General features: G+C 43.3%; 12 protein-coding genes and 1 tRNA gene. 6 read left to right on the forward strand and 7 right to left on the reverse strand.

The genetic code is table 11. From position 1 onward, the window contains the following. Nucleotides 1-2 precede the first annotated feature (2 nt). Genes BLT41_RS08755 through BLT41_RS08765 form a run of 3 tightly spaced genes read right to left on the reverse strand, consistent with a single transcriptional unit; the run spans nucleotide 3 to nucleotide 3,102 of the window. Nucleotides 3-1,631, reverse strand: a complete 1,629-nt coding sequence (locus tag BLT41_RS08755; protein WP_092160196.1) for a tetrathionate reductase family octaheme c-type cytochrome — start codon at nucleotides 1,629-1,631, stop codon at nucleotides 3-5. 33 nt (nucleotides 1,632-1,664) lie between these two features. Then, entirely contained in the window at nucleotides 1,665-2,123 is a 459-nt protein-coding gene (locus tag BLT41_RS08760; RefSeq protein ID WP_092160198.1) for an iron-sulfur cluster-binding protein, read from the reverse strand. Next, complete coding sequence (locus BLT41_RS08765; RefSeq protein WP_092160199.1) at nucleotides 2,116-3,102, reverse strand: 4Fe-4S dicluster domain-containing protein; 987 nt, start codon at nucleotides 3,100-3,102, stop codon at nucleotides 2,116-2,118. Before BLT41_RS08765 ends, BLT41_RS08760 begins: the two co-directional genes overlap by 8 nt. Nucleotides 3,103-3,425: 323 nt before the next feature. Between BLT41_RS08765 and BLT41_RS08770 the strand changes: the two genes are divergently transcribed. The 3 genes from BLT41_RS08770 (at nucleotide 3,426) to BLT41_RS08780 (ending at nucleotide 6,661) form a co-directional block, all read left to right on the forward strand. Then, nucleotides 3,426-4,820 (forward strand): sigma-54 interaction domain-containing protein, encoded by a 1,395-nt coding sequence (locus tag BLT41_RS08770; RefSeq protein WP_092160201.1) that lies wholly within the window; start codon nucleotides 3,426-3,428, stop codon nucleotides 4,818-4,820. Nucleotides 4,821-5,164: 344 nt separating this feature from the next. Next, nucleotides 5,165-6,454 carry a citrate synthase gene (locus tag BLT41_RS08775; protein ID WP_092160202.1) on the forward strand — a complete coding sequence of 430 codons (1,290 nt, stop codon included), beginning with the start codon at nucleotides 5,165-5,167 and terminating at the stop codon, nucleotides 6,452-6,454. A gap of 121 nt (nucleotides 6,455-6,575) precedes the next feature. Beyond that, a tRNA-Leu gene (locus BLT41_RS08780) sits at nucleotides 6,576-6,661 on the forward strand. A gap of 131 nt (nucleotides 6,662-6,792) precedes the next feature. Here the strand turns inward: BLT41_RS08780 and BLT41_RS08785 are convergent. After that, nucleotides 6,793-7,461, reverse strand: a complete 669-nt coding sequence (locus BLT41_RS08785; RefSeq protein ID WP_092160204.1) for a Crp/Fnr family transcriptional regulator — start codon at nucleotides 7,459-7,461, stop codon at nucleotides 6,793-6,795. Between the two features lie 79 nt (nucleotides 7,462-7,540). On the opposite strand from BLT41_RS08785, the gene BLT41_RS08790 reads away from it, so the two are divergent. Together BLT41_RS08790 and BLT41_RS08795 are read left to right on the forward strand one after the other, a co-directional pair. After that, nucleotides 7,541-8,257, forward strand: a complete 717-nt coding sequence (locus BLT41_RS08790) for an HAD family hydrolase (RefSeq protein ID WP_092160205.1) — start codon at nucleotides 7,541-7,543, stop codon at nucleotides 8,255-8,257. Between the two features lie 49 nt (nucleotides 8,258-8,306). Beyond that, a complete protein-coding gene (locus tag BLT41_RS08795) occupies nucleotides 8,307-8,744 on the forward strand; it encodes a PACE efflux transporter (protein ID WP_092160207.1) in 438 nt (145 codons plus the stop codon). Nucleotides 8,745-8,834: 90 nt separating this feature from the next. Here the strand turns inward: BLT41_RS08795 and BLT41_RS08800 are convergent, their stop codons facing one another. Together BLT41_RS08800 and BLT41_RS08805 are read right to left on the reverse strand one after the other, a co-directional pair. After that, complete coding sequence (locus BLT41_RS08800) at nucleotides 8,835-9,284, reverse strand: hypothetical protein (RefSeq protein WP_139167342.1); 450 nt, start codon at nucleotides 9,282-9,284, stop codon at nucleotides 8,835-8,837. Between the two features lie 257 nt (nucleotides 9,285-9,541). Continuing rightward, a complete protein-coding gene (locus BLT41_RS08805; protein ID WP_092160211.1) occupies nucleotides 9,542-10,111 on the reverse strand; it encodes a hypothetical protein in 570 nt (189 codons plus the stop codon). A 759-nt stretch (nucleotides 10,112-10,870) separates the two neighbouring features. Here BLT41_RS08805 and BLT41_RS08810 point away from each other — a divergent pair. Then, nucleotides 10,871-12,445, forward strand: a complete 1,575-nt coding sequence (locus BLT41_RS08810; RefSeq protein WP_092160213.1) for a DEAD/DEAH box helicase — start codon at nucleotides 10,871-10,873, stop codon at nucleotides 12,443-12,445. A gap of 84 nt (nucleotides 12,446-12,529) precedes the next feature. Here the strand turns inward: BLT41_RS08810 and BLT41_RS08815 are convergent, their stop codons facing one another. Continuing rightward, nucleotides 12,530-14,998, reverse strand: a complete 2,469-nt coding sequence (locus BLT41_RS08815; RefSeq protein WP_092160214.1) for a cytochrome ubiquinol oxidase subunit I — start codon at nucleotides 14,996-14,998, stop codon at nucleotides 12,530-12,532. Between the last annotated feature and the right edge of the window lies 1 nt (nucleotide 14,999).

Genomic DNA, 14,999 nt, shown 5'->3' on the forward strand with positions numbered 1-14,999 from the left:
GACTAGTCCTCCTTGCGTCCCTTTATGAAGATTCGCCCGAGTGCATGCAGAACAACTCCCACAACGGAAGCTATTACGATGAACCAGCCGCCCGCATCCACAACACGATTCGCATCACGTCCCGGCATATAAAACGAAGTTAGACTGCTCAAACGACTTTGCTTGCTGTGACACGCTTCACAGGCAAGAACGTTATCCTTAGGAGCAACCATATGTGTGATAGGATAAACATATTCAGTATCTACAAAACCGACATCTCCGCTGAAAGGAAGCCCCGCATAAGCCATTCCGGCAGCGGTTGCCTTAGTCCAGTCATATCCCTTCCAATATGCAGCCTTGTCCTTACCGAACAAGTGCGGAATTACCATATTCTTATTAACCACGTCGTAAGGAGTCTTTCCGCGATGCACCTTGAAAGGCATAATACGCGACTTATGATCCTTACTGCTTCCGATAGGTCTGCTGACCTTCACAGAAGCTCCGGGATCAATAATAGTCTTGGCGGTAATGGATTCTATTGTGCCGTTAAACCAGTAATATTCAGGGATAACATTCTTTTCCCAGCGCATGTCGCCTTTCTTGCTCATATACGTAGGCTTGCCCCACTCACCCTTGACCACATAAGGCTTGCCGTCCTTCATCTTACCGGCCTGCGACCAGTCCCACCACATTTTGGTTGGCAGTTCCCGTGCAAAAGTAGGGATATGGCAACTCTGACAGGCGACCTTGTCAGTATGATCATTAAGCTTCATACCAATCTCGGACTTATGCGGAGTTGCGCTGTGGCAGGACTCACACATAATCTTTGCACCAAGGTCATCTTCGAGCAGAGACTTACGATCCACAGCCGCCGGATTTGAATAAATACGGCCCGCAATCTGATGCTTCACAGTTGTATGACAACGGGAACATTCAAAATTCTGCCCCTTCGTGCTCATGTGAACATCAAGATTCTTGCTCGGCATACGCATGGATGAATCAAGATCACCATGCTTTACGCCGTCACCACCGCCACCGTAGAAATGACACGTTCCACAATTAGCACGGGTCGGACGACTGACAGACTGTGCAACCTTGTTCCATTCTGGTGACTTATAAAATTTACCGTTCCCCTTAAACAACTTCCCCGGCGCTGGGGCAGGATTACCCGCTCCGGCTGGAAACTTCTTATAAGTTCCGGTCTGTTCGTGACAAACCAGACAGTCGATCTTTTCTTCCGACTTAAAATCAAAATCCTTATTTTTCCAGCCATATCCGGCATGGCAGGAAGTACAGCGAGGTTCATTGGATTGAATGCTGATACAAAAATTATTAACAACAAGCCCCCCCTTGCCTATACCCATTTCTTTTTCAGCCTTGGGGTCGAGCCATGTCCAGTGAATAGTTTTGTGAAACTGATGTCCGGCCTCTGTATGACAGGTCAGACAAGCCTTTGTAACTTCAGGACCGCTTTTAAATGGCTGCTTAAGGGCATCAAATTTCGAATGGTCCGCAGTAATCCAAAGTTCTTTACCCTTTGTCGCCTGACGAGCCATTTCTATGCCCGGAGCATCATCACCGGCTCCAAAAGCCGGACCACATAAAAACACAACTGCCACCAGTGCTAAGACTGATCTTCTTATGAACCTCATTACCACCCTCCATCTTTTGTAAGCCCGGAAAAGTTAAAAAACCTTACCACCTTCAAAGTATGATGAACGCCCCCGAATAAGGGCTGTCAACGCAGTAATCCCGAGAAGAATCGCAAAACTTAAATGTGTCCAATCAATCATCATAACCGTAAACGGGTCCATGGTTACGTATGGAAGATTCTTAATTACACGGAAAACACCCGTAAAAATTACGGCAGCAAAAAGCGAAGCACGCACGACACCGCAGCGCGATAACTGCAAAGTATTCCGTTTGCTCAAAATATAAACCGTAGCCAAATACATGACCATAAAGATTAACACTGCGCCCAAAGCGTAATGAAGTTTATTAGTGAGATAAAAATCGGCAAGCCAGCCCAGACCGGGAAGATCCGAGATGTAATATCTTTTAAAAATAGGCATCTGGGCGGCTCCGGTAAGAGCCATGAAAAATACTATTATTTTAAATAAACGAGTGAATATAATGTTACTCATTGTTCTTCCCCTTTGCGGAGGAGGACAGGTAATTCCCTACCTTGATAATTCCGGCGGCAATACCGGCTAACGGAGCAATAGCAATCGCTGTTGCAAGAGTTTCCTCATCAGCCATTGAATCAGCTACCGGCTGCAAACCGGGCTTTCCAGCTCCCTTATCAATTGCTCCGTTCAAAAGATCAAAAGGAACAGGGGATACATAAATTGTATTGGTTCCGCCGTTCTCTTCTTCACCGTAAATGAACCAGCCGTTTTTATCTGCAAGCTCATGCGCCTTGGCTAAAATTTCACTGCGCGGACCTATGGTTTGAACATTCTCGGGACAAACTTCAATGCAAGCCGGCTGCTGACCATCGGCAATGCGATTGTAACAACGATCACACTTATACATCACGCCATTACCACCGAACTTCGGAAGCAATCGCATATACAGTCCAACTCCGGTTTGACGCTGCGGAATATGCCAAGGACATACCGTCCGGCACTTTGCACCGCCCAGACATACATTATCAAAAATTCTTGTGATGCCGTTCTTCTGCTTAGCAGCCGCGCCCCACGGACAAAGATTGGCGCATGGCGGATTCTGACAATGCAGACAACGGCGTGGAATATTAATTTCATGAAGAGTACCGTTGTACTCAACTTCCGCACTCTGAATGAAAAGCCAGTTATACGGTGTCAGCCGATCATCCACATCCCGTTTATCCGACCAGTCTTCAACCTTAACACGGGATGTCGGATACATTACCGGGAAAGGTTTTTTCGGTTCAGGATATTTAGATTCGTTAACTTCAGAGCATCCTCTTACGCATTCACCGCAACCGATACATTTGGAAATATCAAGCAAAGTCGCAAGTTCTTCTGTGTCCGAAGAAGCCGCGACAGCAGGCAAAGCTGATGGCAGAAGCATAGCAGCACTTCCGGCACCAAGCCCTTTTAAAAAATTGCGTCTTGATACACCTTTGTTTTTTATTGTCATATATATTTTTTCCTAATTCCGAGTTCAAATTCAAATTCAAATGCTAATATTCATAGATTTGCTGCCTGTTTTTTATATAAACAAAGCAGAATTCGTGCCCGAAAGGTGTATTTTATAAATAAGTACCACAAAACAGTGTAAAAAGGCCAACTTTTGCTTTTTCTCTTAAAAACAGGCTTCACAAGGGAAACTATCAAATTAGACATATGTTTAAACATATGTTCAAATATATACATATACACTGACAAATTGAACACAATTGGACACGTGTAAAACAGCCACACATAATCGTGGCATTAAAGTAAACGGGAAGACTAAAAAGCATGAAAGATCAGGAAATTAATTTATATCTTCGTAAAGTAATCGACACCATGAACGAAGGCCTTTTTCTTATCCGACCGGACGGAACCATCATGCTGGTTAATGACGCATTACTAAGAATGACCGGATTTGAACGAGAAGAGTTGCTCGATAAACCATGTTCAGTACTTGGCTGTGATGCTTGCGAGCGTTCAAGAAAACTAGGCAAGCAACACTGGTGCAAATTATTCAATACCCACAAAGAAAACCGCAAGAACTGCCACATTATCAGCAAGAACGGTTCATATCTGCATGTGCTGAAAAACGCTTCCCTGCTTAAAAATGAAAATGGAGAAATAATTGGCGCGGTTGAAACATTTACTGACATATCGGAACTAGATCGCAAGGAACTTAAAATACAAGAACTGTCACTAAAATTACATCATGAGGATGAACGCTTTTGCGGGCTTGTCGGCAAATCTTCGTCCATGCAGAAAGTATATGCACTCATCAAAAAGGCCGCACAATCAGATGCCCCTGTAATAATTTTCGGAGAATCAGGAACGGGAAAAGAACTTGCCGCACAGGCCATCCATGAACTCAGTCCGAGAAGCGAAAAACCCTTTGTACAACTCAATTGTGCGGCCCTGAACGACGCATTACTTGAGAGTGAACTATTCGGACATGTAAAAGGAGCTTTCACCGGAGCTTACAGACACAGAGCCGGAAGATTTGAAGAAGCCGGAGACGGGGATATTTTTCTGGATGAAATAGGAGATGTGCCGCTCCCTATTCAGGTCAAACTACTACGAGTGCTTGAAACACGCACCTTCGAAAGGGTGGGCGACAGCCTGTCACTTTCCATGAACGCCAGACTCATCACCGCAACAAATCAAAATTTGCAGGAACTGGTGCTGAACAAAAAATTCCGCGAAGATTTCTTTTTCCGCATCAACGTAATCCCTGTACACCTGCCTCCCCTACGAGATCGGAAGGAAGACCTGCACCTGCTGGTTGAACATTTCATCAATATTAATCCGAATCTGGATAAGACGGAATGCCCCACGCCTGAAACAATGCGAAAACTTATTGAATACGACTGGCCCGGAAATGTGCGTGAATTGAAAAGTGCGTTGGAATATGCCGCAGTGGTAAAAGAAGCAGGCCCCATGCAGCCCGAACATCTACCACCGCAAATCGGTGCATTTTCAGAAAAATATTGTGCCTGCCCTGAAATTCAGCATATAGCCACAGATGATACACTGCCAAGCGAGTTAAACGAAAAAGATCAACTTATATACGCACTTAAAAAATCCGCAGGAAACAAAAGCGAAGCGGCCCGTATCCTGAAAGTTAGTCGGGGAACCATTCATAACCGGATTCGCAAACATGGCATAGAGTACCGAATTTACGAATAATTGAGGTTTAATCCACCTCATTTATAATAATTATTCAGCCGGGCTCACCCTTTCAAGAAGAGAAGGCGAGAGTTGTTAACACTGGACATTTTCTGACAAATTACGTAGTGGTCTTAGAACATCAGGGAAGGAAGCACCAGTCTTCAACCCCGCTTTTTCAGCCGTATAACTTATACACTGGCGACATTAATCAAGCCGCAGCTGACTTGATCCCAGTGACAAAGCAACAAGATTGCCCGCTCAGCCATCCGGATTTTTTCAAGGTTCACAAAAACCCCCTGAAACCGGACACCGCAATACCCCGGCATCAAGTAAAATTCAGTTCTTTTCAGGAGACCCCACCAATGAGCAATGAAGAAAAAGCTACTCTTAATTACAAAGGTAAAAAATATGACTTACCTATCATCACAGGATCAGAAGGCGAAGTTGGTCTGGATATTTCAAATCTGCGATCACAAAGCGGATTAATCACCTTCGACCCCGGTTTCGGAAATACCGGTTCCTGCAAAAGTGACATCACATTTGTTGATGGCGAAAACGGCATTCTGCATTACAGAGGCTATCCCATCGAGGAACTGGCAGAACACGGGAATTTCATTGAAACAGCATGGCTTTTGATTTTCGGAGAACTGCCTCTGAAAGAAGATCTTGCCAGATTCAGAGCGCTGCTTTGCGCCGAAGAACTGATTCACGAAGATCTGCTGCATCATTTCAACGGCTTCCCTTCACACAAGAGTCAGCCTATGGCTATTCTTTCAGCTGTAATCAATGCGCTCGGCAGTTATCATACTGACCTTTACGACATTCACAATAAGTCTGAATTTTTCCTTGCTGTGGGTAAAATGATCTCCAAGGTCAGAACCATTGCCGCATTTTCATACAGAAAATCCATCGGCAGACCTTTCATGTACCCAGACCCGGATCTTAGCTACTGCCATAACTTTCTGCACATGATGTTTTCCATTCCGAACAAACATTATGATCCACCGATTGAAGCAGTAAAAGCTCTTTCATTAGTGTTCATGCTCCATGCCGACCATGAGCAGAACTGTTCCACTTCCACAGTGCGTATGGTCGGATCTACTCAGGCAAATATTTTTGCATCCGTATCAGCCGGAATCTGCGCTTTGTGGGGCAAACTACACGGCGGAGCAAACGCTGCGGTTATCGATATGCTCGAGCAGATCAAAGACGGTGACATCACCATTGATGAATATCTGGAAAAAGTGAAAAAGAAAGAATGCCGACTCATGGGATTCGGTCATCGCATATACAAGAGCTTTGACCCCCGCGCGCGCATCCTTAAAAAGGCCGCGGACAATCTGCTCCAGAACGGTTTCAACGACCAGCTTCTGGATATCGCGCTGGAACTTGAAGAAAAAGCAATTGCAGATGATTACTTCACCGAACGCAAACTGTATCCAAATGTTGACTTCTACTCTGGAATAATTTTGCGGGCACTGGGCATTCCGGTTGCAATGTTCACTGTAATGTTCGCCATAGGCAGACTTCCCGGCTGGATTGCTCACTGGTATGAGGATTTCGAAAATCCAACCACAAGGATCAACCGCCCAAGACAGATTTACACCGGGCAGACTCAGAGAAATTACATCCCTATCGATTTCAGAAAATAAGCTAAAAACTAAGTCCAAGATTACATCATATAATAATGCGTAGTCTTGGACTTTTTTATTAATATGCACCGAGCAGAAAACACTTGCATTCACCGTAACTTCAATTTATATCCACCGTCGTGCCGAAGTGGTGGAATTGGTAGACACGCTAGGTTCAGGGTCTAGTGGAGTTACTCCGTGGAAGTTCGAGTCTTCTCTTCGGCACCATCTTTCAAAGAAAAAGGGTTACAGCTTAATAGCTGTAACCCTTTTTTCTTTTCGGCGTGAAACAATATAAAACCGACAAGATAGCCACAAACAGTTAGAGACCAAACAGCAAATACTTTATTCTCGCTCTTTTATTCTTCGTAAGCTGACAAAACGTTATTCAATGTGTCTATTGATACTATCTCTATTGTCCCGTTTCCACTTTTAAGAATTTCCCGTTCATACAGGATGGATAAGACCCTGCTAACGCTTCTGAAGCTTGTTCCCAAGTAATCGGCAATTTCTCCTTTGGAGACAAACAATACTCTAGAATTGCTATCATTTGACAACAATTTTAAAAGCTTCAACACCGAATACTCCAAAGGATATGATAAATGGGTTGCCGCACGTTTAGTGATTTTTTGCAGCCGATCACAAATTATTTTGTTTATCAACAAAGTAAAGTCGTGGTCGGATTCCAACCACTGCAGATAATCCTCTTTCGTAAGTGCAGCCATCCGAACATTTTCAATAGCTTCCACAGAACAACTATATAATTCTCCAGTTAAAATCTCGACCTCTCCCAATATCTCGCCCGGGCCTTCTATGGCAATAAGATAATCGCTACTTTTCAGCGTACTATGGAAAATTTTAACAGCCCCTTCCAATATAATAAAAACATTTTTCGGCGCAGAACCTTGTAAAATTACATTTTCTCCTGCCCGCAAGAAAACCTCAAGGCCTTGGTGTGCCAAGGATAGAGACCTTACCTCATAAGCTTTCAGCAAATCCAAAGCTAATTTATTGTGCAATGCTTCCATATGAACACCCTCAGGACAAATGTCCTTTTAACACAAAATACTTTTATGTATTCCTTCAATCAAAACAATTGGAGAAACAATGTATAAAAAAAAAATCAATGTTATTGCATTCGATGCAGACGACACTCTATGGGTGAATGAACCCTTTTTCCAAAAGGCAACAACCAACCTGTGCGCGATGCTGTCAGACTATAGGACTCCCGAGAACGTTGGCAAGCAACTTGAAGAAATTCAAAGCCGCAATTTGCAAATATTTGGATATGGAATCAAAGGATTTATTATTTCCATGATGGAAACGGCCCTAGAAGTTTCCCAAGGTCAAATAGATGGAGACATTCTTAAAAAGATCATAGGCATGGGCAAAGAAATGCAAACCCACCCCGTCAAACTGCTTCACGGCATAGAAAACACCTTGCAGCAACTACAGAGCCATTTCAAACTCATGCTTATAACAAAAGGCGACTTAATTGAACAAGAACGCAAGCTCCATCAGTCAGGATTATTGAACTATTTTAATTATGTGGAAATAGTAAGTGAAAAAAATGAAACTCTTTATGAAAAGCTGCTCACAAAACATGGCATAGCGCACGATCAGTTTCTCATGGTCGGAAATTCAATCAAGTCCGACATTCTCCCCGTGATAAACATAGGATCACACGCCTTTCATATTCCATTTCACACTACGTGGATTTTGGAACAGGTTAATCAACAAGATATTCAAGACCAAAAGATTATCACCCTGAAGTATGCCCACGAATTGCTAGATATATTATTGCCTCCAAGCGTGAGCCAATAACAAATTTACCTGCATAGCTTAAATTTTTTACACATTAGAAGGAATTAACATGCGAACCATCTCTGACCGTATCCGCCACACCATATTATTTGAAGGAATAGCCCTAATTATTGTCATCCCCGGCACTTCAATTATCACAGGCCGCCCCCCTCATGAAATAGGAGCCATGTCGATTATCGTAAGCATAATCGCCATGAGTTGGAATTATATATACAATTTAGGATTCGATAAAATATTAATCAAAATGAAGAAACCTCTCATGCCTCGTCCTGCCCATATGCGTATCTGTCATGCTCTTTTCTTTGAAGTGGGACTTATTGGTCTTATGGTCCCATTTTTTATGTACTGGTTCCAAATGGGAGCCTTGCAGGCTTTGATCTTCGATGCAGGTATAGCTCTTTTCTTTTTGATTTACAGCTATATGTTCAACCTAGCTTACGATCATCGTTTTCCTGTTCAAACAAGAATGGAAGAACTACATACGTAGGCTCTCGCTCACTTCTCTTCGGCACCATCTTTCATAAAAAAAGCCGCAACGTAAGTTGCGGCTTTTTTATGGTTTTATTAAAAGACTAAATTAGCTGGCAAGAGGCATATAGTACATTGTGAGCTTATGTACTGTTCCTTCAATATCTTCTTTCAGTTTGATTTTAATATCACCTTTAGTCCACTTGTTGACAGTCCAGCCATCTTGAGTGGAGACTTTTGATTTGCCAAAACTATCACTGAAATGCTTGTAAAGCTTATCAAGATCAGAAGAATCAAAGATATTTACTATTCGGGCATACAACTTTCCACCTTTGAAAGCATAAGTAACCTTAGCAGCAGCAACCTTAGTGACTTCACAAACCTTTTCGCCTTTCACTACATAGTATTTAATGTCATTGCTTTCGTGCGAGAAGGTCAAATTCTTGAATGTTGAAAAGTCTTTTCCCCAAGAGAGTTCGTGACCATCAGATGCATAAGAGATGCTACAGATGGAAAGAATGAACAAGGCACACAGTAAACTTACAAGTCTTTTTTTCAAAGCAATTTCCTCCATTTTTTCAATACGATACCTAATTATGATTTATTAGCAATGATTGAAAAAAAGGGGCATGCCTTCAACTATAAAAGACCTAATTTATATGACTCATGGTTATACTTTTCTGCATACTTCAGCGAGGAACTATATTGGTAGAGAAATATTTTAATATATTATTTATGTGTTCAATTAAATTTAACCAAAAGAGCTAATTCATCAGTTAAATGAATTTCATCTTCGTTTTTTATCTTTCCCACGAATCACTTTAACGTTGTAATTAGCTTTTCCTTATTGGTTGTCAGCCAAGCACCAAATGTAACGAGAGCCCTATCTACTTTGCGAAAATCCCTGTCGTTCTCGAACTCATCAAAAAATGGAATATATTCCTTCAAGTAAACTTCTCTTTGGGCTGAATATGACAGTTCATCAATGTTACAAATCTTTCCATTTTGCAAATACCTCATAGCACAATATACGTGGCGATCAAAAATAGGAAATTTATCACGGTTATTACAATGAAGCCAAAAAATAGGCCAAATAACAGTTGTATGTTTTTTAAGGAACTCAATAACTTTATCGTAATCCGAAGGGCTGTGTGGCACAAAAGAATCAGGTTGATATTTTTTTTTAACAGATTCTACAATTTTTGCTGGCATTTTTCTGCCGCCATATTTCCATTTGAATAATTCCAAAATCCGCTCTTGAGTCAATGGTTGATCAATATTATCTAGATAGACTCTATCAGCATCAGAATCCCCGTAAAAACTTGACCAAAAACCAACAAAATCATCTTTAGAAACCCGATTTAGTACAGGTATTGAAAAATTCATAAAGACTCCTCCTTGCTTTAAAACTATCCCTTTACGAGAATGAAATATTAACAATAACAACATCATTGTTATTTCTAAGTACACTGTCAAGTGTCACCTGCAATATGCGATATCAAGTAAGATATTCCACAATATAAACACCCCCCCTCCCCCAAAGAAAACACTTGACCCACTTTCAATTTGATGCTTAAAGGGTCATCGTCCGTCCAAATCCGGTTGTGTTGATTCTGTGTTTTTCAGAATCGAATCATGCAAGGGCAGTGTACCTGTTTCGTACTCCGTCCTACCTAATAGACGATAGACCTTAGAACTCCTTTTAAATTACAGGGACCATAACGCTAAGCACCCCGCTTGGCTGTTCTAAGGATAAGTACGATCTGCCTTTGACTGGCTTGCTACCCGCTTGCTGTTTGTAGATCGCGATAACCGGACGGTCCCCTCAATTACCGGACATTAATTACGGTAGAAAGACTTCCCCATATTTTCTTGGGGTGGGCTTTTCTTTTGTTTGCACCCCGCAATTTCCGCCGACCCGGAACCTTCGATCACGAAGAGTTGATCGTGTTTTTATTATTTTTGCTTATGCAAAAGTTTTAGATAACCGACTGATGGTTTATAAAAAATCCGGATTAGCTGAATAACGGGAATTAAACATGGGACTATTTATTAAATGGCCCCTTTATGATGTTTATTGCCCTGTTTTCATTACTCAACTTATATAATCAACCACTTCAACACACATAAAAGAAAATAAATAATATGGAAAAATTTAGAAATCTCGGCCTTTCAGATGCAATTATCGACGCACTTTCAAAAAAAGGTTTCACCGAACCTACTCCTATTCAAGCACAGACAATTCCTATGCTCCTTTCCGGTGAAAAAGATATCGTTGGTCAGGCTCAGACCGGAACAGGTAAAACCGCTGCATTCGGTCTGCCTATCCTTGAAAACGTTCGTGAAGGCGCTGGACATGTTCAGGCAATCGTCCTCACTCCTACACGTGAACTTGCTATGCAGGTTGCTGACGAAATCAGCTCATTCCGTGGAAATAGAAGAGTTCGCATTGCTACCGTTTACGGCGGACAGGCTATGCTTCCTCAGCTTAGAGCTCTCAAGAGCGGCGCGGACATAGTTGTCGGTACTCCCGGACGTGTTCTCGATCACATCAAAAGAAAAACTTTAAAACTTGCAGACATTTCCTTCTTTGTTTTGGATGAAGCAGATGAAATGTGTAACATGGGCTTTCTTGAAGACGTAAGCGAAATCATGGAAAACGCCAGTGGCAAACACCGCACACTGCTTTTCTCCGCAACCATGCCTCAGGCTGTTATGCGTATTGCCCGTAAATTCATGGGTGATTATGATGTCGTTTCTGTTAAACCTGAAAAGAATGAGATTCCTCTCACCGAACAGGTTTACCACGAAATGCCTGAACGCGACCGTCTGGAAGCTCTTTGCCGTGTTATCGATTCCCAGAACGACTTTTACGGACTGGTTTTCTGTAGAACACGTGCAGACGCTGACCGCGTAGCCGCTGCTCTCAATGAAAGAAAATATCCAGCTGAACCAATTCATGGTGACCTTTCACAGTCTCGCCGTGAAGAAATTCTCCGTAAATTCAGAAACCGTAAATGTAAAATTCTTGTTGCCACTGACGTTGCAGCACGAGGCATTGACGTTCCTGACCTGACTCATGTTGTCAACTTTGCTCTTCCACAGGACCCGCAGAGTTACGTTCATCGCATCGGCCGCACCGGTCGTGCAGGTAAGAGCGGTATCGCTGTTACTTTGATCAACCCTCATGAATTCGGTAAACTCAGATATATCTCCAAAGTAACCGGCGCAAAAATAGAAAAGAAAGCTCTGCCTACTATTGACCAGGTCATCGAAGCAAAAAAAGCACACATGGGTGCTGAGCTTACCGATATCGTCACCAACGGCAAGCATTTGTCCTACCTGCCGCTTGCAAGTGAACTGCTCGAATCAAGCGAAGCTGTCGAAATAATCGCAGCGCTTCTCAAACATTCACAGGGTAACGTTCTGGATAAGAAAACTTACCGCAGAATCGACGAAGGCGGACGTAATGGAGCTAGCGGCAGCGCTCGCGGTAGAGTTAGATTCACAGCTTGTGTTGGTCGCGCCCACGGCATGACTCCTCGCAAACTGGTTGATATGATCTGCCTCAGATCCAAAATCAATCCTGTCCGCATTCAGCATGTTAAGATTAACGGTCAGCAGTCCACTTTCTCCGTTCCCGGTGATGACTCTGATCGCGTAATGAGCTCAGTTAACAAATCTTCAAACAACGGCAAGCCTCTTTTGAGACGTGCTTAGTAAATATTCAGACATTTAAAAAAGCCCGTCCAAGGTTACTTGGACGGGCTTTTTTTTGCCTAATTTATTATGAATATGATTTTGCTATTCAAGCCCCATTCCGGGATGATGTGCAGCATAGTCCATATCATTTTCATGGCAGACTGTGCAGGTTCCGCCTGAGCCTATCGGCTTTGCTTCCCCCATATACTGAAGCGCGCGCAGATTATCGCGTTCATCCTCGGCAGGGAAAACGGCATGCGGTGCATTGTGACATGCTGCGCACATAACCGCGTCCATTTCATCCTTGCGATTACGGAACAGTTCAGACTTATCCTCGTTCCAGACATTAAAAGCAGAATCAGTATCAGGTCCGGCAAAGTCCACATGACAGGTGAGACAGTCAGGCTCCTGCGTCCAAGGCGTGCGCGGATTAATCTCTTCCATCTCCATGTCAACGGGCATCAGCAGACCAATCAAATCTTTTGCAACGGGTTTATCTTCTTCCGCCTTGAGCAATGCCAGAGCATGATTTTCCATCACGCCATGACAATTCACACACTCCATCCCCACAGTACGATGCAATCCGCGCAAACTCTCCTGCGGATGACACATGGTGCAGGCTTCATTATCTTTACCGGAAAGGTAAACTGCATGGAAACCGTGCAATGCCGTCGACAAATCAAGCTGAGTGTCGCCGTCGTGACAGCTTAAGCAGTCAATCGTATCGCAGGCATCAGACTCTACTCGCGCTACAAAATCCGTATAGTTATCACGATCATGAATTTTCAGGAAATCGTCCGCAGTTTGCGCAGCAAGTCCCCCCTGATCTTTAACAGCCCAATCGCCGCCATGACAATTATTGCAACTAGCCCGCGTTGAAACCGGAAGAACAATCGTTGTAGTTGCAAGTATCTCTCCGGCACCATCAACCGCGCTGACTTCCACCAGCGGCAACGGCTGATATCCGTCATCCGAATATGGAAGCGCATTTATAGAAGGAGACTCAAAGAATCCGTCTTTAACCTTCATTTTATAAGGCTGATGAGCATTTTTAAGCTCACAGATTATCTTCACATCATCGGTTACAACTTCAGGAGGATCGCCACGCAGAAGCAATTGTGCGCGTACCTTGCTTCCACTTTCGGAAACCGAAACCCGCCCTTCACTTTCTACAATCAAGCGCAATCCTTCCAGAGGCCATGCCATTAAAACATACTCTTGATCCGCTACGAACGGAGCAGGTTCAACCTTTGCTTCTTTCACGTCTGCAAGCACAGTTTTAACCTGCGGACTGAGGCTGTCGATGTATTCGGCAAGAGCCATCCGTTCAGTTTCGTCACCTAAGAAAGGAGACATATATTTACTGAGCTTACCCATTCCTGAAATAAACGCATCCAGTCCGGCAGCGCTGTACTTAGCAGTCCTAGGCACAATATCGTTCATAGGTCCGTTAATGGCATGACACGAAACACATTCCATCTGATACAGCCATGCTCCGGCCTTAAGTTTATTCTCATCAGTAATTTTTCTTAAATTATCCGGCACCCATTTAGCTTCCTGCAAAAGAGATTTGCCTTCCATCTCGGCAGCTTTATCAACCATGACCGAGTTGGAATATACAACTCCCCACAACACATAAGGCTTTCTTCCGGCTTCGCGGATAAATTCAAATGAGCCGTAAAAAACCAATGCGATCAAAAGTAAAATCAAAGCTGACGGGAACTTTACTTTACGAGGCATACAGATTGCCATGATCAGTCCACCCACAAGAATAATCGGAGCGGTGATCTGATACATCTTCAAGAAATATGCAACCCGGTGTGATTTATTTAAAATCATCTCGGCCTGTTCAGGAGGCAAAGCCATCAGATACCAATATCCGCACGGCAATAACAGAATAAGCCCGAGCAAAGTCCAGATGCTGCAAAGACGAACCATCTTACAGCGGATAACTGGATCTTTAAGCCACGCCGCTGTTACAAAACCAAAAAGACCAGCCAGCATAACCGATAGAAAAGAACGGAAAAACAATTGCGGCCAAAAAGTAGGATTAAATATTCCATCCCAGAAATCGTGGGTTTGCAACCATTCTCCGGGAGTAAGCATAAAGCCGACAACACCGTTGATAGTGAAAAGTGAAAGCCACGCAAAAATAAAATAGAACCAGCCTATCTTTATATGATCAGAACGGCTCATTTTGTCCCATGAATAAAAATAAATCAGCAGGGCCACAATTTCGCCCACAAACCAGACCCACTCAGTTGCCCACGCAAATAGAAATTCGCGGACAAGAATAAGCGCCCCCTGCGGACTTAAAAGAGCCATGCTGAACCAGAGGGCAACACCGCTGACTCCTCCGAATACCATGGTCAGGAGCAAGAAAAATTTTGAATGTTTTTTTACATAGTCCAGCAGTTCATCCGAACCGGTGCGATAAGCCATCTGCTCACTTAAAACCAGAAACAAACCTCCGCCTACAGCAAACTGAGCCACAAAAACATGGATGGTTGCGATAAAAGCAATCCAGAAGCCGCCGCCGAAAGTGGTGAGGTGCCAAATTGGATATTCCATA

Source organism: Maridesulfovibrio ferrireducens (genome assembly GCF_900101105.1).
Taxonomy (GTDB): domain Bacteria; phylum Desulfobacterota; class Desulfovibrionia; order Desulfovibrionales; family Desulfovibrionaceae; genus Maridesulfovibrio; species Maridesulfovibrio ferrireducens.

Excerpts from the sequence above, each read along its gene's own strand:
- BLT41_RS08765 (WP_092160199.1), bottom strand. The coding sequence starts at position 3,102 with ATGACAATAAAAAACAAAGGTGTATCAAGACGCAATTTTTTAAAAGGG.
- BLT41_RS08815 (WP_092160214.1), bottom strand. The coding sequence starts at position 14,998 with ATGGAATATCCAATTTGGCACCTCACCACTTTCGGCGGCGGCTTCTGG.
- BLT41_RS08805 (WP_092160211.1), bottom strand. The coding sequence starts at position 10,111 with ATGAATTTTTCAATACCTGTACTAAATCGGGTTTCTAAAGATGATTTT.
- BLT41_RS08795 (WP_092160207.1), top strand. The coding sequence starts at position 8,307 with ATGCGAACCATCTCTGACCGTATCCGCCACACCATATTATTTGAAGGA.
- BLT41_RS08790 (WP_092160205.1), top strand. The coding sequence starts at position 7,541 with ATGTATAAAAAAAAAATCAATGTTATTGCATTCGATGCAGACGACACT.
- BLT41_RS08760 (WP_092160198.1), bottom strand. The coding sequence starts at position 2,123 with ATGAGTAACATTATATTCACTCGTTTATTTAAAATAATAGTATTTTTC.
- BLT41_RS08810 (WP_092160213.1), top strand. The coding sequence starts at position 10,871 with ATGGAAAAATTTAGAAATCTCGGCCTTTCAGATGCAATTATCGACGCA.
- BLT41_RS08775 (WP_092160202.1), top strand. The coding sequence starts at position 5,165 with ATGAGCAATGAAGAAAAAGCTACTCTTAATTACAAAGGTAAAAAATAT.
- BLT41_RS08770 (WP_092160201.1), top strand. The coding sequence starts at position 3,426 with ATGAAAGATCAGGAAATTAATTTATATCTTCGTAAAGTAATCGACACC.
- BLT41_RS08785 (WP_092160204.1), bottom strand. The coding sequence starts at position 7,461 with ATGGAAGCATTGCACAATAAATTAGCTTTGGATTTGCTGAAAGCTTAT.
- BLT41_RS08755 (WP_092160196.1), bottom strand. The coding sequence starts at position 1,631 with ATGAGGTTCATAAGAAGATCAGTCTTAGCACTGGTGGCAGTTGTGTTT.